This window comes from Neisseria sp. HMSC070H10, assembly GCF_001837635.1.
Lineage (GTDB): Bacteria > Pseudomonadota > Gammaproteobacteria > Burkholderiales > Neisseriaceae > Neisseria > Neisseria subflava_A.
On sequence record NZ_KV833368.1, the window covers coordinates 203,621 to 221,789 of the forward strand.

Consider the following 18,169-nt stretch of genomic DNA (forward strand, 5'->3'; position numbering starts at 1 on the left):
AAAGGCCGTCTGAACAATTTCAGACGGCCTTTTTTATTGGATTGGATAACTTAAAGCGCAAAACCGCTTTCAAATACGCGGATTTCTCCACTGACAGGATCGATAAACTCTATTTTTTTAGCCAGAAGTTTTAAAGGTTTGTCGTAGTCTTCATCACCGGCCGCCAATGGGGTAGGGTAAAGCGCATCGTTCATCAGCGGCATATTCAAACTCATCATATGCACGCGGAGCTGGTGTTTCTTTCCGGTATGCGGCGTGAGGCGGTAGAGGCTGAAGGCGCCGCGGTTTTCGATAAGCTCGATGGTTGTGTGGGCGTTGGGTTCGCCTTCCGTTTCACGCGTGAGAAAGAATTTTTCGCCGCGTTCCATTCGGGATGAAATATCCAGCGGATAGTCCAAATCCGTCCGCGTCGGCGCCACCGCTTCATAGGTTTTTCGGACGGTTTTTTCTTGGAACATGGTCTGATAACCACGACGCGTGGCAGGGTTGAGCGAAAGCAGCATAACGCCTGCCGTATCTTTGTCCAAGCGATGAATCGGCGTAATGTCTTCAACATTCAAATGCTGCAATTCCGGCCGCAGACGCAGGCGCGTGAGCAAGGTTTCCCGCAAAAACCTGCCGCTGGGGATGACGGGCAGAAAATGCGGTTTGTCCACTACAATCAAATGCTCGTCAATATGCAAAATCTTTTCTTCAAACGGAATACGCGGCTCGCTCTCACGGCTGGTTTCACGGTAATAAAACATCGTCTTGCCGGGTTCGAACAAGGTATTCTCATCAAACGGCACGCCATCCGCGCCCACCACAAAACCGCTGTTCAGCCGCCGCCGCCAGTTTTCTTCGCCGACAAAGGGAAAATGAGCGCATAGAAAATGCAGCAGCGGCAAGCCGTAAAACTGCTTTTCATGCGGCAAAACCAAGTAGCTGGGTTTGACACCGTCTAAAAGGGGGAGGGGATTGGTACATTTTTTCATGCGGCGGATTGTACTCGGTTTTTAGGATTTTTTCAGACGGCCTTGTTTATATGGAAAATAAACTTCTAATAATAGATATGTATTGATGCAGGTTTTGTGTTTAAATAGCCTCTATAAATGGAACCAGATAAACTGGTTTTGTTTGAGCTTGCTTTTATGGCATGAATTAAAGAAATGATAAAGAAGCAATTTTTGAGAAAAGGAGAATATTATGCAGAGAAAAATCGGCATAATCATCATGTTATCCGTATTTTCCGTATCCTCTATGGCGGGAGGGGAAGTTCAGCTTGGCAAGAGTAAGGCATACGATAATGAGTATGAACTTGTGGCAGAGCATGAAGTCAATGAAGAAGGTTCACAATTAAATCAAGACGAGTATGCCGCACATCCAATACGCAACGATAGCGGCGTCATGCAGTCAGGAAAAGCAGCTTCAGGCAGACAAGCTGTTTCCCAATACGGAAAACCTAATTTGCCGCCTGTCCGCTTAAATCCGCATCCTTCACGACCTTGATTTCAAAATCAAAGGGTTGCTTCATTTGTTTCGGCAGCCCTTTTGTTTTGTCGGCTCACTCACATTTTTGTTTGCGCAAAACAAGTTTGTAATCGGTTTTGATGCTGGTTTGATCGCCAATCATCTTAAAATCATCTATTAAACAACGGTTTTTCGTATATTTCAACGTGAAATCTGCACCGACCCTATGGCCGTCAAATTGTTTAAATGTTGCCGGACGGTATAGGGAGAAGTGACCTTGATTTGCAAAGTTTTATGGAAGTTATCAGGATGATCCTGACCAAAGCCCAAGTAGTAATGTATCGGCATGTCACATCCCATCTCCATATCGGGTTGCTTACGGATATTTGTGTCGAATTTATTGAATTGTCGGATGATTTTTTGCAATTCAAGCGTAGTAACACGATTGTGTTCAGAGCCTAAATCCACTTTGGTCAGGTAAACCTTTTTGACTAAATCTATTTTCGTTTGATTATTTGTGGCCTTATTTGTAGCCATTGCTTGGGAGAAAAAGGGAGGGTAGTTTTTTCATATTGGGCAACTACTGGATGCTGAATCCCAATATCTCCTTCGCCGCCAACGACAGGATCAGCCTCACAGGCGGCATCCAATGGCTGGGCAAGCAGCCCGACCGTCTGGACGGCAAAAAAGAATCCGCAAGGAATACATCTACCTACGCCCATCTCGGCGCAGGCTTCGGCTTCTCCAAAGCCACGTCTTTAAACGCATCCGCACGTTTCAACGCTTCAGGGCAGAGCAGCTCCGAACTGAAATTGGGCGTACAGCATACGTTTTAAGCAGATTTTGATTTTCCAACGTTGTAATCCAAAGGAGTTGTTATGAAAAAACAAATCACCGCAGCCGTGATGATTTGACGATGATTGCCGCTCCGGCGATGTGGACAATCAGACATTTGAAAACCAAGTATTCCATACGCGGGCAGATGCGCCGATGATGCAGTTGGCGGAACTGTTGTCGTAAGAGATGAGAGAGACTGAGTGGGCTTTTGCTCCTTGGGTAGCCGGCGGTATTACAGGAGGCATATGGGGAGGTGCCGGCTATGCATGGGGTGCCTATCAGGGTCATTACAAATGGGACAATGCCAAATGTGCAGGTAACGTAGCAACAGGTGCTGTCATTGGCACATCATTTGGTACTGTGGGGGCAATTGCCAGTGGAGGAGTCAAATTTATTCCCAGCCTGACAAATGCAGGAGCAAACATATGGAGAGTAAATAGTACACTTGCCAACAATGGTGCAAATCGCGTATGGTGTAGATAAATCATAACAAACAGGTAATGAATTAAAGACATTACCTGTTTTTACAGAAACTTTTAAAATGGATGATTTGATTGCAGCTTTTTTAGGCTATTTATCAGGTAAATATAGCGAAGGGAAAATAAGCAGATTAAAAATATCTCTAACGGCAGGAAGTATTTTCTTTGCAGTATTCTTTATTCATGACCTGATAATTTTTATTATTGATGGAAATAAGGAAAATCTTTGGAATTTTATTACTGAGATAATGAAAGATTTATTTTTATTTTCCTGTTCTGTTATCTTATTATGTTATTTTTTGTTATTTATTGCCGAAACAGTTGGGGAAATAATGAATAAAATTAAATAAAATATTTGAAGAATAAGCTAACCGGTATGGCCATTAAGAAAAAAACCTAAGTTTTTGATTTTTAATAATTTTATTAATTATTTATCTTGGGTTTGAAATACTGCAATCAGGAGGCTAAAACTTTCATTATAATGGTAAGCATATATTTCATTATTTTAATTTCATCAAAAAATGAAATTCAAGATTATGCATACCGCCAATAGTTTTCTTGATTGTTTTGTATATTTATCTGATATATCAACATCTCTCTATCTTATTCCGAAATTTATTGTTGAAACTTGCATTAAAAACTATACAATATTATGAAAAACAAATATATTTTAATAAAACAGCAATTGGTATAACTGCCATATTTATATTTTATCTTATAATTCAAGAAAGCAGCGGCAAAACTGAAAAACCATCATATTTCTTGATGGCCATGTTTCTAAACTCGCTTTGGTTTGAAGAAAATAAAACAGTTATGGCTGCCGTTACGGCAATGATTGCCGTCTACTTTATATTTGTTGCACTATCCGATTAATAAGCAAACAAAAAAGGCTGCTTGGAAATTTCAGGCAGCCTTTCAGGAGGATTTTGATGGAACATTATCTCCTCCCCAAGAATTTGTTATGAAAAAAAACAAATCACCGCAGCCATGATGATTCTGACGATGATTGCTCCCGCAATGGCAAACAGCTTCGACAATCAGACATTTGAAAGCCAAGTGTTCCACACGCAGGCAGATACGCCTATGCAGTTGGCGGAGCTTTCTCAGAAGGAGATGAAGGAGGCTGAAGGGGCGATGGCGCCGTTGGTGGCACTTGGGTATTTAACTATGATAGGTACTTTTGTTGCTGCAAGATATGCTACCCCAGTAGTTCGAGGGCTCATATTTTTTATGGACGCCAATTGGCTAAGACTCCAAAATAATTAGAATTTGTTGCGGGCTTGGGCAATAATTGCCCAAGCATATTGTGTATTTTAAGAGGGGTAGCGATGATAATTGAATTTGAAATTGATAGTACTAATAACGAGCAGGTTTCTTTTTTAAAAAATAGCCGTTGGTCAAGTTCTGAAATTATAAGAAAATTTCCAAATAATAAATTATTTTTTTCAAAAAATACGCTGCATTATAATAATGCGGACAAATTACTGTGCAGAACAGTCATTTTTCCGGAAGGGACGATTCTTTCCTACGAAGAGAATTCTAAAAAATTTAATTTACAGGTAAAAAATGCACAAAAAAATAATATTAAGTTGCAAGGTGGATATACACCTTCCACCGAACTGGTTCATGTAGTTCATAATCTTTGCTTGTTAGGAAATGTAGTTCTCCGTATCATAGGAGATAATACTGATCTGAATAATATGGAAAAAATAGAACTTAATTTTGAGAAGTTTGATAAGTATTTTTTTATATCGGAAGATATGGAAATAGTGTTTATAAATAAATAAACCAATTTCCAACCAAACCTGCTATCGGTTTGGTTGGAAGCAAGAGGAGGTAAGGTAGTGTTTCCTGTTATTTTCTTTTCGACATTGGGCTGTATTTTAGTATGGATAAAAGATATGCCTAAAATAAAATCAAAAAAAATTTTGGGAAGATCCTTATATATTATAGGAATAATAAATGTAATAATCGGCTATGTATTAATTAAAAATATATTAGTTTCTGTTTCGGATGAAGTTGGAATAAAATATCTTGCAATATATTTATCAAATATTTTTTTTTGGACAATCCTGATGATGGTATTCGTAAAAAGACTGTCTAAGAAGCGGTAAGGGCAGTAGGTCATGGTGCAACATGGTTTGCCCCTAATACCTGTTATATCCCTTACTATTTATACTATTAAGAATAATTATGTAAGAGGTCGTCTGAAAACCTTTTCAGACGACCTTTTACATATATCTTTAGAATGTATGATGATGTTTAAACGTATTTTTCTGTCAGTGCCTATTGCCGTTTCTTTATCCAATCCTCTGAATGCTGCACCTATGTTTAATGATAATCCTGTTGTTTACGGAAAAATCAAAGTGCAAAGTTGGAAAGAGAGGCGCGATTTCAATATTGTGAAGCAGGATTTGGATTTTTCCTGCGGGGCGGCTTCGGTGGCGACGCTTTTGAACAATTTTTACGGGCAAAAGCTGACGGAGGAAGAAGTGTTGAAAAAGCTGGATAAGGAACAGATGCGCGCGTCGTTTGAGGATATGCAGCGCATCATGCCTGATTTGGGTTTTGAGGCGAAAGGCTATGCCCTGTCTTTCGAGCAACTCGCGCAGTTGAAAATCCCCGTCATCGTGTATTTGAAATACCGCAAGGATGATCATTTCTCGGTATTGCGCGGCATAGACGGCAATACGGTTTTGCTTGCCGACCCGTCGCTGGGTCATGTTTCCATGAGCAAGGCGCAGTTTTTAGATGCTTGGAAAACCCGTGAGGGAAATTTGGCAGGTAAGATTTTGGCTGTCGTACCGAAAAAAGCGGAGACGATTTCAAATAAATTGTTTTTTACACATCATCCCAAGCGTCAGACGGAATTTGCAGTCAAACAAATCAGGCTACGGCGTGTAGAGTGAGTCAAAGGCCGTCTGAAAACTTTTTCAGACGGCCTTTTGATTTGTTCCCAATCTCACAAACCCTTAAAAATCAGCTATAATGCCCAACTATTTGATTTTCGCTTATCCCATATTGAAATGGCACAAAAAATTCAATCTGTAAAAGGTATGAACGACCTTTTACCTGTCGAACAAAAAGATTTCAAACTGACGGCTGCGTTTTGGCAGGCGTTTGAAGATACGGTCGGCCGTTGGACACGCGCTTACGGCTATCAGCAAATCCGTACGCCGATTGTCGAGCAAACCGGTTTGTTTGTCCGCTCCATCGGCGAGGAAACCGATGTGGTCGGCAAGGAAATGTACACCTTCTCCGATTCAAACGATTCTTTGAGTTTGAGCCTGCGCCCTGAAGGTACGGCTTCTTGTCTGCGTGCGGTGGTCGAACACAACCTTCTGTACAACAGCCCGCAAAAGCTGTGGTATATGGGGCCAATGTTCCGCCGCGAGCGTCCGCAAAAAGGCCGTTATCGTCAGTTCCATCAGGTCGGTATCGAGGCTTTGGGTTTTGAAGGGCCGGATATTGATGCGGAAATCATCGCGATGTCTGCCGACTTATGGGAGAAATTGGGTATTCGCGAATACCTGACTTTGGAAATCAACAGCTTGGGCAACCGTGAGGAACGCGCGGCACACCGTGCGGCATTGGTTGAATATTTGACCCGCTATGAGGCGCAACTGGATGAAGACAGTAAACGCCGTCTGAAAACCAATCCTTTGCGCGTTTTGGATACGAAAAATCCTGATTTGCAGGAAATCTGCAACGCGGCGCCGCGTCTGGTGGATTACTTGGGCGAGGCTTCGCAAAACCACTATGCACGCTTCAAGGCGATGTTGGACGGTTTGGGTATTCAATATATTGAAAATCCGCGCTTGGTCCGTGGTTTGGATTATTACAATCAGACGGTTTTTGAGTGGACGACCGACAAACTCGGCGCGCAGGCGACTGTGTGCGGTGGCGGCCGTTACGATGGTTTGATTGAAGAACTTGGCGGTAAGCCTGCGCCGTCTATCGGCTTTGCGATGGGTATTGAGCGCCTGCTGCTTTTGGTGAGCGAATACGGCTCACTGGAAGTGAACGCCGCGCCTGATGTCTATGCAATGCACCAAGGCGAAGGTGCGGACTTGCAGGTGATGAAATACGCGCAAGCCTTGCGCGCTCAAGGCTTCAATGTGATGCAGCATTCCGGCTACCAAAGCCTGAAGGCGCAAATGAAAAAAGCAGACAATAGTGGCGCACGCTTTGCCCTGATTGTGGCTCAGGATGAGCTGGCAAACGGTACGGTTACCCTGAAAGATATGAAGGGCAAGCACGAACAACAAACTGTTGCCGCCGCTGATTTGACAGACACTTTACAACAATGGAAGAACGCATAAATGGCAGCCCATTTGGAAGAACAACAAGAGTTAGACAACTTTAAATATTTTTGGAAAAAAACCGGCCGTTGGATCTTTGCCTTGCTGATCGTGGCGGCTTTGGGGTATTTGGGTTACACCATTTACCAAGGCCAAAAAACTTCAAAAGATCAGGAAGCCGCCGCCGTATTGGCGCAAATGGTGGAAAAGGCGCAGCAAAAAACCGACCCTAAAGCCATCAACGCCGATTTGGCCGAATTGCAAAAAAACTATCCTGATTCTATTTCGACAGCCCAAGCTACGTTGATGGTAGCGGCGACCGAGTTTGATGCCGGCCGTTATGATGTGGCGGAAGGTCATTTGAATTGGGTACTGAAAAACCAAAACGCACCGCTGGTTCAAGCTTTGGCAGCTCAGCGTTTGGGCGTTGTCCTCTTGCAGCAGAAAAAATACGATGCCGCCATCAATGCCCTGAATACTCAGGTTGAGGCTGATTTCGAGCCTTTGATGCTGGAAACCAAAGGCGATGTTTACGTTGCCCAAAATAAAACCAAAGAAGCCGTGCAAAGTTACGAAGCTGCTTTAAGCAAAATGCCGCAGACCGCAGTAGGCCGCGAATTGCTGCAAATGAAAATTGACAGCTTGAAATAAGTTTGTTTGAAATCAAGGCCGTCTGAAGTTGCAATGACTTTTCAGACGGCCTACACTTATCCTTATCAACCGTGTTTTTAATACACCTGCTTGTGTTCCGCTCCCGTTTTTAGGCGACACTTGACACAGAAAGACTCAATCATGAAACCAACCATCGCGCTTGTCGGCCGCCCCAATGTCGGCAAATCTACTTTATTCAACCGTTTGACGCGCACCAAAGACGCGCTTGTGCATGACCTGCCCGGCCTGACGCGTGACCGACATTACGGTCATGGCAAAGTCGGCAGCAAACCTTATTTGGTCATCGATACCGGCGGTTTTGAGCCGGTTGTGGACAGCGGCATTTTGCACGAAATGGCAAAACAGACCTTGCAGGCTGTCGATGAAGCCGATGCGGTTGTATTTTTGGTGGACGGCCGTACCGGCTTGACCCCGCAAGACAAAATCATTGCCGACCGTTTGCGCCAAAGCCCACGTCCTGTTTATTTGGCCGTGAATAAGGGCGAGGGCGGCAATAGGGCTGTGCTTGCCGCCGAGTTCTACGAGCTTGCCTTGGGCGACCCTTATGTGATTTCAGGTGCGCACGGCGATGGCGTGTATTATCTGATTGAAGATATTTTGGAAACCTTCCCCGAGCCTGAAAAGGAAGAGGAAGAAGCGAAACATCCTGTTTTTGCTGTAATCGGCCGTCCAAATGTCGGTAAATCAACCTTGGTAAACGCCATCCTCGGCGAAGAACGCGTGATTGCCTTTGATATGGCAGGCACGACGCGCGACAGTATCCATATCGATTTTGAACGCGAAGGCAAGCCGTTTACCATCATCGATACCGCAGGTGTGCGCCGTCGCGGCAAAGTGGATGAAGCAGTAGAAAAGTTCTCCGTTATCAAAGCCATGCAGGCAGTTGAAGCGGCAAACGTTGCCGTTTTGGTATTGGACGCGCAACAAGATATCGCCGATCAAGATGCGACGATTGCAGGTTTTGCTTTGGAAGCAGGCCGTGCTTTGGTGGTGGCAGTCAATAAATGGGACGGTATCAGCGAAGAGCGCCGAGAGCAAGTGAAACGCGATATCAACCGCAAACTGTATTTCCTTGATTTTGCTAAGTTCCACTTTATTTCTGCATTGAAAGAGCGCGGTATAGACGGTTTGTTTGAAAGCATTCAGGCTGCCTATAATGCGGCGATGATTAAGATGCCGACGCCGAAAATCACGCGCGTATTGCAAAGCGCGATCGAGCGTCAACAGCCGCCACGTGCTGGTTTGGTGCGTCCGAAAATGCGTTATGCCCACCAGGGCGGCATGAATCCGCCGGTGATTGTGGTTCACGGCAATTCGCTGCATGCCATTTCTGACAGCTACACACGTTATCTGACCCAAACGTTCCGCAAAGCCTTCAACCTGCAAGGCACGCCGCTGCGGATTCAATACAATGTTTCGGAAAACCCGTATGAAAATGCGGAAGACAAACCGAAGAAAAAACCGCTGCGCCGTGTCAGCCTGAGTAACCGTATTGAGAAACGCGAAGGCCGCAAGGAAGAGAAAAACCGCTTCAAGAAGAAAACCAAAGTCAGCGTGAAAAAACAATTCAGCAAATAAGCACAAAGGCCGTCTGAACAATTTCAGACGGCCTTTTTATAATGAAAAACAGCTTGTTAGAACTTCATGGCATATTTTCGATAGGATTTGCCGAATTTTAAAAAACATCAAATTTGAATTTGGAATTGTTGTGAATATGGAAATGAAACAGTCGGTTTGACGGGAAGTTCCCTTATTGCTGGATTCCTAAATGGTGTGATAGAAAAAAATAGTTGGTAATTTATCCTATTCGGGGCTACAATCCCATCAAACGCCGATTTTGGCGTCTTTACAATCATAATAATGGAGCTCAAGAATATGACAGCTAAAGGACAAATGTTACAAGATCCTTTTTTGAATGCGTTGCGTAAAGAGCACGTTCCGGTTTCAATCTACTTGGTAAACGGCATCAAGCTGCAAGGTCAAGTGGAATCATTCGACCAGTACGTTGTTCTGCTGCGTAATACTTCCGTCACTCAAATGGTTTACAAACACGCTATCTCAACAATCGTTCCTGCACGCGCAGTCAGCCTGCAACACGAAAACAAACAACCTCAAGCCGCTGCCGCAGCTGCTCCGGTTCAAGTTGAGACTGTGCAACAACCTGCCGAATAAATGATGTAACGCATTCCTGTTTTTCAATACCTTACCGCTTTTGCGGTAGGGTATTTTTATTTTCAGACGACCTTTATCATGCTGCTTGAAAACATTCTTCCCTTTGCACACTCCCTGTTACGACAAGCCTTAAAATCAGGCGGCCACGCTTTGGATGCGACGGCCGGAAACGGGCATGATACTTTGCTGTTGGCGCAGTTGGTTGGCGAGACGGGTAGGGTGTGGGCGTTTGATGTGCAATCTAAAGCACTGGCGCAAACCCAAGGCCGTCTGAAAGAAAACGGTGTAGATGGTCGGGTAGTCCTGATACATGACGGCCATGAAAACCTTTTGTCTTATATCGACGAGCCTCTAGATGCCGCAGTATTTAATTTCGGTTGGCTGCCAGGTGGCGATAAAAGCTGTACGACTGAAGCGGAAAGCAGCATCCGTGCGCTGACGGATACTTTGGGTTTGCTGAAAGAGGGCGGGCTTGCCGTGGCGGTATTGTATCCGGGGCATGAAGCCGGCCGAATAGAGGCTGAAGCGATTGTGCAATGGGCGGAAACTTTGCCGCAGGAAGCCTTTGCCGTGTTACGTTATGGCTTTGTCAACCGCCGCAATGCACCTCCCTATCTGCTGGCGATTGAAAAGTTGCGTCAGAAATAGATGTTTGCGGTAAAATAGCTGCTTTGTTTTTCAACCTTTAACATAAGAAACTGCCATGCAATATCTGTTTGTAAAATACAGCCATCAGATTTTCGTTGCCATTACCATCCTGTTGTTCAACATCCGTTTTTTCCTGCTCTGGCGTCATCCTGAGAAACCGTTGTCAGGCATTTGGAAAGCCATGCCGCATTTGAACGACACCATGTTGCTGTTTACCGGCTTGTGGCTGATGAAGATTACCCATTTTTCGCCGTTCAATGCGCCGTGGCTCGGCATGAAAATCCTGCTGTTGCTGGTTTATATTGTGTTAGGCATGATTATGATGCGTTCGCGTCCGCGTTCGCCGAAATTCTATATCATCTACGTTTTGGCCATGTCGTGTGTTGCCACGATTGTTTTCCTTGCCAAAACCAAAACGCTGCCGTTTTAAAAGAGGCCGTCTGAAATGTATCCGCATTTTGCCGTTATCGCTTTGGGCAGCAATCTTGCCAATCCTGCCGAACAGGTTCGCGCTGCTTTGGCCGAATTGGACGCGCATCCGCATATCCGGCTCGAAAAGACTTCTTCCTTGTATCTGACTGTGCCGGTCGGCTATGACGATCAGCCAGATTTTGTGAACGCGGTTTGTGCGGTGAAAACATCATTGGACGGCGTAGCGCTGTTGGCAGAGTTAAACCGCATCGAGGCCGAATTCGGGCGCGAACGTACCTTCCGCAATGCGCCGCGCACCTTGGATTTGGACATTATCGATTTTGACGGTATCCGCGGCGATGACCCGCATCTGACCTTGCCGCATCCGCGCGCGCATGAGCGCAGTTTCGTTATGTTGCCTCTGGCCGAAATCCTTCCGGATTTCGAGTTGGGCGAGCATGGCCGTGCGGCTGATTTGGCTCAGGCTTTGGGCGGACAGGGTATTCGCCTGCTGAAAGAATAAGGGCCGTCTGAAAAACGGACTAAAACAAGAAAGGGCGTGTTGGACACGCCTTTTTTGCTATAAAATATTGTTGGGAAACACATTACAAAGAGTTACTATGAATCCTCGTTATATTGTTGTCGAAGGCGCCATCGGTAGCGGCAAGACTGCTTTGAGCCGCCGCTTGGCAGAGCATTTCAGTGCGTTGCTGTTGTCGGAGAATCCGGATCACAATCCGTTTCTCATAAAGTTTTACAGCAATGTTTCCAATAATGGCTTGGCTGCCGAACTTTTCTTCCTGATGCGCCGCGCTGAAAGCGTGAATATTATTGAAGACCAATGTGCGCAAGGCGGAATGGTTGTGGCTGATTTTTTGCCGGAAAAAGACCGTATTTTTACGCCTATCGTTTTGAATGATGACGAGCAGCAGCTTTTTGCCGATATGAAGCAACGTATTCTGCCGCAATACGCAGAGCCCGATGTGGTGATTTATCTGCAAACAGCCGTCGAAAACAACCGCAAACGTCTGCAAAAACGTCACGAAGGCATTATCAGCTTGTTCCCCGAAGGCTATTTGGGACGGGTGCATGACGAATACAGCCATTTCTTCCATTTGTATCAAAGCGCGCCTTTGCTGACCGTCAATGCCGATGAGTTGGATTTGGCCGGCAATGACGACCACTTCCAGCTTTTGTTGCGCGCATTGGAAGATTTTCAAGGTACGCGCAGTTATTTGAATTTAAGCGAAAAATAAACGAAGGCTAGGTTTAGGCCGTCTGAAAGGAATAATATGTCAAAATATCAATTCACACTCCCATCTTCTTCCGGTAGCGATTTTAACTCCGCCGAACATTTGCCGTTGGTTGTCTATTTTTATCCTAAAGACAACACGCCCGGCTGTACCACCGAAGGCTTGGATTTCAATGCCCGATTGGAACAATTCAAAGCATTGGGCTATACCGTTGTCGGTATTTCGCGTGACGGCGTTAAATCGCATCAGAATTTCTGCGCTAAACAAGGCTTCCAGTTTGAATTGTTGAGCGATAAAGAAGAAACCGTCTGCAAACTGTTTGACGTGATCAAGCTGAAAAAGCTTTACGGCAAAGAATCCCTCGGCATTGAGCGCAGCACGTTTGTGTTGGACGAAAACGGCGAAATTGCCCATGAGTGGCGCAAAGTCAAAGTGGCCGGACACGCGCAGGAAGTTTTGGATACAATCTCTCAAGCCTCTTAAATAGGGCTTTGAAAACCTAAGGCCGTCTGAACGGATGTAAAGTTATGCCGTTCAGACGGCCTTTCAATACAGTTTGATGAGTATGGACGATTTAATAGACAAGCTGCTTGAATCCCTTTGGCTGCAAGACCGGCTCAGCCACAATACGCTGCAAAGTTACCGCCGTGATTTGGTTAAAATCGCAGAGCGTTTGGCCGAGTGCGGGCAGGATTGGTTGAGTGCTGATGAATTTGCCCTGTCTGATGCCGTGTATGCGGAGGGGGAAAAAAGCACGTCCCAAGCGCGGGCATTGTCGGCTTGCAAGCGTATGTACGGCTGGTTGGAAGAAACAGGCCAAAGAGCAGACAATCCCACCCGTTTTCTCAAGGCGCCGAAATCGGAACGCAAACTGCCCACGCTGATTACCGAAGCCCAAATCGACGCACTGCTGGCTGCGCCGGATGTGGAAACGCCGCATGGACTGCGCGACAAAGCCTTGCTTGAAGTCATGTATGCAACAGGTTTGCGCGTGACCGAAGCCGTCAAATTGACGCTCAGCGATATCGATTTACATCGCGGCAGTATCCGTACCATAGGCAAGGGCGACAAATTGCGTCTGGTTCCGTTGGGACAGGAAGCGGCATATTGGGTGGAACGCTATTGCAACGAATCGCGTCCGTTGTTGCTGAAAAACAAAATTTGCGACGAAGTATTTGTCAGCCAGAAACGCAGCGGCATCAGCCGTCAGCTTGCATGGATGATAGTCAAAGAATATGCCGAAGCGGCCGGTATTGCTTCGCTCAGCCCACACGGTTTGCGCCATGCTTTTGCCACGCATTTGGTCAATCACGGCGTCGATTTGCGTTCGGTCCAGATGATGTTGGGACATTCCGATATCAACACCACGCAGATTTATACCCATGTTGCCAATATCCGTTTGAAAAACATGGTCGATGAACACCATTCCCGTTCATAAATAAAGGCGGCATCTCGAAGATGCCGCTTTTTGTTATTGAGGCCGTCTGAAAGGTTATCAAAATTTAAAATTATAAAATATCAATCATAATATAAAATTTCATAGAAAAATTTCAAAACAAAAGGACAGTGCCAATATTGCAATGCAAACCGTTTTTATTTATATTTACGTTCAAGAATAAATCCTACTCTCAATTACAGAGGGTAACAAAATTATTGGAGCACATCATGTTTGTCTGCATCTGCAACGCCATTACTGACCACGACATCAAAGAGACCATCGCCGCCGGTGCAACCACCATGAGCGATTTGCAGGCTCAATTGGGCGTGGCGACTTGTTGCGGTTGCTGCGGCGAATTGGCTGCATCGTTTTTGACAGCAAGCAGTGCCCAAAATACCGTGACTGCAGGTATTAACGTTCAGTCTTAATTTCAGAATACACACAAAGGCCGTCTGAAGGCGTTATCTCGCGCCTGTTCAGACGGCCTTTGTTATGCCTGTATGGTTTGGCGGCATTTTGCTATACAATGGCCGCTTTTGTCCCTCCGAGAGTAACCGCCATGAAACTGACCTTGATGTTTCGGGAATATTGCAGCCTGTGCCACAAAATGCGCGAACAATTAAAGCCTTATCAGGAGCAGTTTGGATTTGAACTGGATATTGTTGATGTCGATGCCGATCCGGTTTTAGAAGAAAAGTACAATGAGCTGGTGCCTGTTTTGCTGGATGGCGATACCGAAATTTGCCATTGGTTTTTGGACGAGGAAAAACTGAAAGCGCATTTGAGTGCATAACAAACTGTTGACTATATTGTATTTCAGACGGCCTTTGGCTATTTATGCTGTCTGAACATTGATTTTATTATGACTGAAAAACTTTCTCCCGATGCGCTGATTGAAGCGGCGCTGTTGACACAAGTCGAACCCTTAAACGAAAAAGCCATGCGCGAATTGTGCGTGCCGCCGTTGTCGCAAGACAAGCTGATTGATGTGTTGGCGCAACTGAAGGCTCGCTGGCAGGACAGGGCTTTGCAACTGGTGCATACCCATGAGGGCTGGCGCTTCCAAATCGCCCAAGCCGCGTTTGAACGACTGGGCAGCCTGCAAGAGCAGCGCGCGCCGCGTTATTCCCGCGCCGTGATGGAAACGCTGGCGATTATTGCCTATCAGCAACCGGTAACGCGTGGCGATATCGAAGGCATACGCGGCGTGGCGGTGTCGCAAAATGTCATGCAAACCTTGCAGGATAGGGGCTGGATTGAAGTCATCGGCCACCGTGATTCTGTCGGCCGTCCGGCATTGTGGGCAACAACGGCAGCATTCTTAAGCGATTTGCGTTTGGAAAGTTTGGAAGAATTGCCGCCACTGACTGAATTGGGCGAGCTGGTGTTGCCTGATTTGATGGAAACGCCGCCGACAGGCGATGAGGAGGCTGAAGAAGCAGTAGAATCAGGAAGCAGACTGATTAACTGATTTGAATGTAAAGGCCGTCTGAAATAATTGTGTTTCAGACGGCCTTTGTGTTAGTTATTCTAGCGTTTTATAGTATTAAATGAACGCTTTATATCATTGAATAAGCCAGCCAGGGTAACAATATGGCGTGGTGCGTTTAGCAGTTTCTTAAAAAATAATTTGTTTAAAATAAATATCTTAGATAAATCATAAGAAAAATCTGATTTAAACTATAAAAAATCTTAGTTATAATCAGCTTATCTAAAGCTATTCCGCATGGTTGCGGGTAATTTACTAAGGAATACTGCAATGCTGTTGGCACTTTCTTTGCGTGATTTTGTCATTGTTGAAAACCTGAATCTTGATTTTCAAAACGGCTTTACCGTATTGACGGGCGAGACCGGCGCAGGCAAATCGATTACTCTGGATGCAATTGGCCTGTTGTTGGGCGATAAAGCCGATTACAGCCAAGTGCGCAGCGGTGCCAAAGAAGCGCAGTTGTCGGCTTTGTTCGACATCAGCGGTTTGTCTGAACTGAAAGCGCAGCTGCAGGAGCAAGGCCTTTTGGAAGAAGATGCGGAAGAGCTCAGCATCCGCCGTATTATCGATGCCAAGGGTAAAAGCCGCAGTTATATCAATAATCAGGCAGTAACATTGGCGCAGCTGAAGGCCATTGGCGAGCAGTTAATCGATATTCACGGCCAAAATGCCCATCATTCGTTGAATCAAGAGTCTGCGCAACGCGAGTTGTTGGACGCATTTGCCGGCAGCAAAGAGCAGGCAGAAACGGTCAAACAGCTTTATCAAAATTGGGTCAATGCGAAAAAGGCACTGCAAGAAGCACAAGAGCAGGCAGAAACCATGGCCATCGAACGCGAGCGTTTGGAATGGCAGTTTAATGAATTGAACCAATTGGAGCTCAAACCCAACGAATGGGAAACCTTAAGCCAAAGCCATGACAGCCTGGCGCATTCGGCCGAATTGCTGCAAACCGCCGAGCAGGTGGGCGACAGTATAGACGGAGACAACGGCATCCAACGTCAAATCTATCAATGCCAAAAACTGCTGGGCAATCTGCAAAACATTGAGCCGCGCTTTGCCGAGAGCCTGAATATGTTGGCAAGTATTGAAGCAGAATTGGGTGAAATCAGTGCCAATATGCGCGATGTGGCTGGTCGCAGCGACATCGATCCTAATGAATTGGCCGCACAAGAAAGCCGTATGGGCGAATTGATGAGTATGGCGCGCAAATACCGCATTGAGCCGGAAGAGTTGCCGCAAAAGTTGGCGGAAATCGACGAGCGCTTGCAAAACCTGCACGCGGCTGCTGATTTGGAAGCCTTGGAAAATGCAGTCGCACGCAATCTTGCCGAATACCATGAAGCCGCGCATATTCTCTCTGCCATGCGCCATCAGGCAGCCGGCCGTTTGGGTGAAGAGACCACCGAGCATATGCAACATTTGGCCATGAAAGGCGCACGTTTTGACATCGTCTTGTTGCCGTCTTCGCCGACCGCGCATGGTCTGGAACAGGTGCAATTCCAAGTGGCAGCGAATAAAGGCAATCCGTCCCGTCCTTTGAACAAAGTGGCTTCCGGCGGCGAATTGGCGCGTATCAGCTTGGCTTTGCAAGTGGTTGCCAGCCAATACACGCAAGTGCCGACATTGATTTTTGACGAAGTGGATACCGGTATTGGTGGCGGTGTTGCTGAAATGGTCGGTAAAGCTTTGCGTGCCTTAGGTAAAAAACATCAAGTCTTGGCGGTAACCCATCTTCCTCAAGTCGCCTCTTGCGGTGAAAACCATTGGCAGGTGCGCAAGCATAGCGAAGGCGAACAAACCGTTAGCGAAATCAGCGTCTTGAACCATCATCAGCGCATTGAGGAAATTGCGCGTATGCTGGGTGGCGAAATCATTACCGATACCACACGCAGCCATGCCGCCGAACTCTTGCATTTGGCAGCCGCCTAAAAGCTTCAAGGCCGTCTGAAAATAGGATTCAGACGGCCTTTTCTATATTTTGCCACCTTTTCAGGCAGGCAGAATACAAGGTATGATTATATCGTCTGTTTACAAGGAAATTTTGATGAAAGTCCTGTTTATCGCCGATCCGATGGCAAGTTTTAAAACCTATAAAGACACTACTTACGCCATGATGCGTGAAATGGCAAAGCGCGGTTGGCAGCTTTTTCATACCTTGAGCGGAGAATTGTCCGTCCGTGAAGGTTTGGTAGTGGCTCAGGCAGCGGCATTTGAGTTTGTCGGCGCGAAGAACGATGACGATCACGAATGGTTTAAAGCAGAGGCAAAAGTTCAGACGGCCTTGAAAGACTTCGATGCGGTCATTATGCGCACTGATCCGCCGTTTGATATGCAATATCTGTATGCAACCCAGTTTTTAACTTTGGCACAGCAGCAGGGCGCAAAAGTATTTAACAGCGGACAAGCAATGCGTGATTTCAATGAGAAATTGGCGATTTTGAACTTCAGCCAGTTTACCGCGCCGACTTTGGTTACCACACGTTCCGCCGATGTCCGTGCCTTTTTGAAAGAACACGGCGACATCATCATCAAACCGTTGGACGGCATGGGTGGTATGGGCATTTTCCGTCTGACCGAATCCGACCCCAATATCGGCAGTATCCTTGAAACCCTGATGCAGCTTGATTCACGCACCATCATGGCGCAACGTTATATTCCTGAAATCGTACATGGCGACAAGCGCATTCTGATTATTGGCGGGGAAGTTGTTCCGTATGCTTTGGCGCGTATTCCGCAAAACGGCGAAACACGCGGCAACTTGGCTGCCGGCGGTCGCGGCGTGGCACAGGAATTGAGCGAGCGCGACCGTGAAATTGCAGAAACCCTTGCGCCTGAATTGAAGCGCCGCGGTATTTTGCTTGCCGGTTTGGATGTCATCGGCAGCAACCTGACCGAAGTCAATGTAACCAGCCCGACCGGCTTCCAAGAAATCATGAAGCAAAAAGATTTCGACGTTGCCGCCATGTTCGCAGATGCCGTTGCATCTTGGGCAAAACAATAGAACCAAAGGCCGTCTG

At 46.1% G+C, this 18,169-nt stretch carries 24 protein-coding genes and 2 pseudogenes; 23 read left to right on the forward strand and 3 right to left on the reverse strand.

Translation table 11 applies throughout. The annotated features are described in order from the left end of the window. Positions 1–50: 50 nt before the first annotated feature. Positions 51–974, reverse strand: a complete 924-nt coding sequence (locus HMPREF2606_RS05240) for an RluA family pseudouridine synthase (protein ID WP_070713055.1) — start codon at positions 972–974, stop codon at positions 51–53. 211 nt (positions 975–1,185) lie between these two features. Between HMPREF2606_RS05240 and HMPREF2606_RS05245 the strand changes: the two genes are divergently transcribed. After that, positions 1,186–1,488, forward strand: coding sequence for a hypothetical protein (locus HMPREF2606_RS05245; RefSeq protein WP_070713054.1), 303 nt, complete (start codon positions 1,186–1,188; stop codon positions 1,486–1,488). A gap of 162 nt (positions 1,489–1,650) precedes the next feature. On the opposite strand, the gene HMPREF2606_RS11130 is transcribed toward HMPREF2606_RS05245, so the two are convergent. Beyond that, on the reverse strand, positions 1,651–1,986 hold the full coding sequence (locus tag HMPREF2606_RS11130) for a hypothetical protein (protein WP_283122346.1): 336 nt from the start codon (positions 1,984–1,986) through the stop codon (positions 1,651–1,653). A gap of 38 nt (positions 1,987–2,024) precedes the next feature. On the opposite strand from HMPREF2606_RS11130, the pseudogene HMPREF2606_RS05255 reads away from it, so the two are divergent. After that, positions 2,025–2,285, forward strand: a pseudogene (locus tag HMPREF2606_RS05255) (meta-pathway of phenol degradation family protein); the annotation flags it as partial. A gap of 108 nt (positions 2,286–2,393) precedes the next feature. Here the strand turns inward: HMPREF2606_RS05255 and HMPREF2606_RS11055 are convergent. Beyond that, positions 2,394–2,531, reverse strand: coding sequence for a hypothetical protein (locus HMPREF2606_RS11055; RefSeq protein ID WP_168167220.1), 138 nt, complete (start codon positions 2,529–2,531; stop codon positions 2,394–2,396). A 296-nt stretch (positions 2,532–2,827) separates the two neighbouring features. Here HMPREF2606_RS11055 and HMPREF2606_RS05265 point away from each other — a divergent pair, with 296 nt between their 5' ends. The 21 genes and pseudogenes from HMPREF2606_RS05265 to gshB all read left to right on the forward strand — a co-directional run bounded on the left by HMPREF2606_RS05265 (position 2,828) and on the right by gshB (position 18,153). Continuing rightward, entirely contained in the window at positions 2,828–3,115 is a 288-nt protein-coding gene (locus tag HMPREF2606_RS05265; RefSeq protein WP_070713047.1) for a hypothetical protein, read from the forward strand. Between the two features lie 299 nt (positions 3,116–3,414). Beyond that, a pseudogene (locus HMPREF2606_RS05270) lies at positions 3,415–3,638 on the forward strand (hypothetical protein). 114 nt (positions 3,639–3,752) lie between these two features. After that, positions 3,753–4,031 carry a hypothetical protein gene (locus HMPREF2606_RS05275; RefSeq protein WP_070713043.1) on the forward strand — a complete coding sequence of 93 codons (279 nt, stop codon included), beginning with the start codon at positions 3,753–3,755 and terminating at the stop codon, positions 4,029–4,031. 62 nt (positions 4,032–4,093) lie between these two features. Continuing rightward, positions 4,094–4,552 (forward strand): hypothetical protein, encoded by a 459-nt coding sequence (locus tag HMPREF2606_RS05280; RefSeq protein WP_070713041.1) that lies wholly within the window; start codon positions 4,094–4,096, stop codon positions 4,550–4,552. Positions 4,553–4,609: 57 nt separating this feature from the next. Beyond that, positions 4,610–4,879 carry a hypothetical protein gene (locus HMPREF2606_RS05285; protein ID WP_070713038.1) on the forward strand — a complete coding sequence of 90 codons (270 nt, stop codon included), beginning with the start codon at positions 4,610–4,612 and terminating at the stop codon, positions 4,877–4,879. 138 nt (positions 4,880–5,017) lie between these two features. Further along, complete coding sequence (locus HMPREF2606_RS05290; protein ID WP_070713036.1) at positions 5,018–5,674, forward strand: C39 family peptidase; 657 nt, start codon at positions 5,018–5,020, stop codon at positions 5,672–5,674. Between the two features lie 117 nt (positions 5,675–5,791). Continuing rightward, on the forward strand, positions 5,792–7,087 hold the full coding sequence (gene hisS, locus HMPREF2606_RS05295; RefSeq protein WP_070713413.1) for a histidine--tRNA ligase: 1,296 nt from the start codon (positions 5,792–5,794) through the stop codon (positions 7,085–7,087). Further along, the gene (locus HMPREF2606_RS05300) at positions 7,088–7,717 is read left to right on the forward strand and encodes a YfgM family protein (RefSeq protein ID WP_070713034.1); all 630 of its coding nucleotides are present in this window, start codon (positions 7,088–7,090) and stop codon (positions 7,715–7,717) included. Positions 7,718–7,858: 141 nt separating this feature from the next. Beyond that, positions 7,859–9,316, forward strand: coding sequence for a ribosome biogenesis GTPase Der (gene der, locus HMPREF2606_RS05305; RefSeq protein WP_049331367.1), 1,458 nt, complete (start codon positions 7,859–7,861; stop codon positions 9,314–9,316). A 297-nt stretch (positions 9,317–9,613) separates the two neighbouring features. Then, complete coding sequence (gene hfq, locus HMPREF2606_RS05310; RefSeq protein WP_036493792.1) at positions 9,614–9,910, forward strand: RNA chaperone Hfq; 297 nt, start codon at positions 9,614–9,616, stop codon at positions 9,908–9,910. A 78-nt stretch (positions 9,911–9,988) separates the two neighbouring features. Beyond that, complete coding sequence (locus HMPREF2606_RS05315; RefSeq protein ID WP_070713031.1) at positions 9,989–10,558, forward strand: tRNA 5-(aminomethyl)-2-thiouridylate-methyltransferase MnmM; 570 nt, start codon at positions 9,989–9,991, stop codon at positions 10,556–10,558. A gap of 55 nt (positions 10,559–10,613) precedes the next feature. Further along, the gene (locus tag HMPREF2606_RS05320; RefSeq protein WP_070713027.1) at positions 10,614–10,988 is read left to right on the forward strand and encodes a SirB2 family protein; all 375 of its coding nucleotides are present in this window, start codon (positions 10,614–10,616) and stop codon (positions 10,986–10,988) included. 15 nt (positions 10,989–11,003) lie between these two features. After that, on the forward strand, positions 11,004–11,492 hold the full coding sequence (folK, locus tag HMPREF2606_RS05325; RefSeq protein ID WP_070713025.1) for a 2-amino-4-hydroxy-6-hydroxymethyldihydropteridine diphosphokinase: 489 nt from the start codon (positions 11,004–11,006) through the stop codon (positions 11,490–11,492). A 97-nt stretch (positions 11,493–11,589) separates the two neighbouring features. After that, entirely contained in the window at positions 11,590–12,225 is a 636-nt protein-coding gene (locus HMPREF2606_RS05330) for a deoxynucleoside kinase (RefSeq protein WP_070713023.1), read from the forward strand. Between the two features lie 36 nt (positions 12,226–12,261). Next, positions 12,262–12,705 carry a peroxiredoxin gene (locus HMPREF2606_RS05335; RefSeq protein ID WP_070713021.1) on the forward strand — a complete coding sequence of 148 codons (444 nt, stop codon included), beginning with the start codon at positions 12,262–12,264 and terminating at the stop codon, positions 12,703–12,705. A 76-nt stretch (positions 12,706–12,781) separates the two neighbouring features. Next, a complete protein-coding gene (gene xerD, locus HMPREF2606_RS05340) occupies positions 12,782–13,660 on the forward strand; it encodes a site-specific tyrosine recombinase XerD (protein ID WP_070713019.1) in 879 nt (292 codons plus the stop codon). A 227-nt stretch (positions 13,661–13,887) separates the two neighbouring features. Next, positions 13,888–14,088: a (2Fe-2S)-binding protein gene (locus tag HMPREF2606_RS05345; RefSeq protein WP_003681978.1), complete on the forward strand. Its 201-nt coding sequence runs from the start codon at positions 13,888–13,890 to the stop codon at positions 14,086–14,088. A gap of 131 nt (positions 14,089–14,219) precedes the next feature. Then, complete coding sequence (locus HMPREF2606_RS05350; protein ID WP_070461515.1) at positions 14,220–14,453, forward strand: glutaredoxin family protein; 234 nt, start codon at positions 14,220–14,222, stop codon at positions 14,451–14,453. A gap of 69 nt (positions 14,454–14,522) precedes the next feature. Next, positions 14,523–15,131, forward strand: a complete 609-nt coding sequence (locus HMPREF2606_RS05355; RefSeq protein ID WP_070713016.1) for an SMC-Scp complex subunit ScpB — start codon at positions 14,523–14,525, stop codon at positions 15,129–15,131. Between the two features lie 288 nt (positions 15,132–15,419). Next, positions 15,420–17,081, forward strand: coding sequence for a DNA repair protein RecN (recN, locus tag HMPREF2606_RS05360; RefSeq protein WP_070584322.1), 1,662 nt, complete (start codon positions 15,420–15,422; stop codon positions 17,079–17,081). Positions 17,082–17,196: 115 nt separating this feature from the next. Then, positions 17,197–18,153 carry a glutathione synthase gene (gene gshB, locus HMPREF2606_RS05365; protein WP_070584324.1) on the forward strand — a complete coding sequence of 319 codons (957 nt, stop codon included), beginning with the start codon at positions 17,197–17,199 and terminating at the stop codon, positions 18,151–18,153. Positions 18,154–18,169 lie beyond the last annotated feature (16 nt).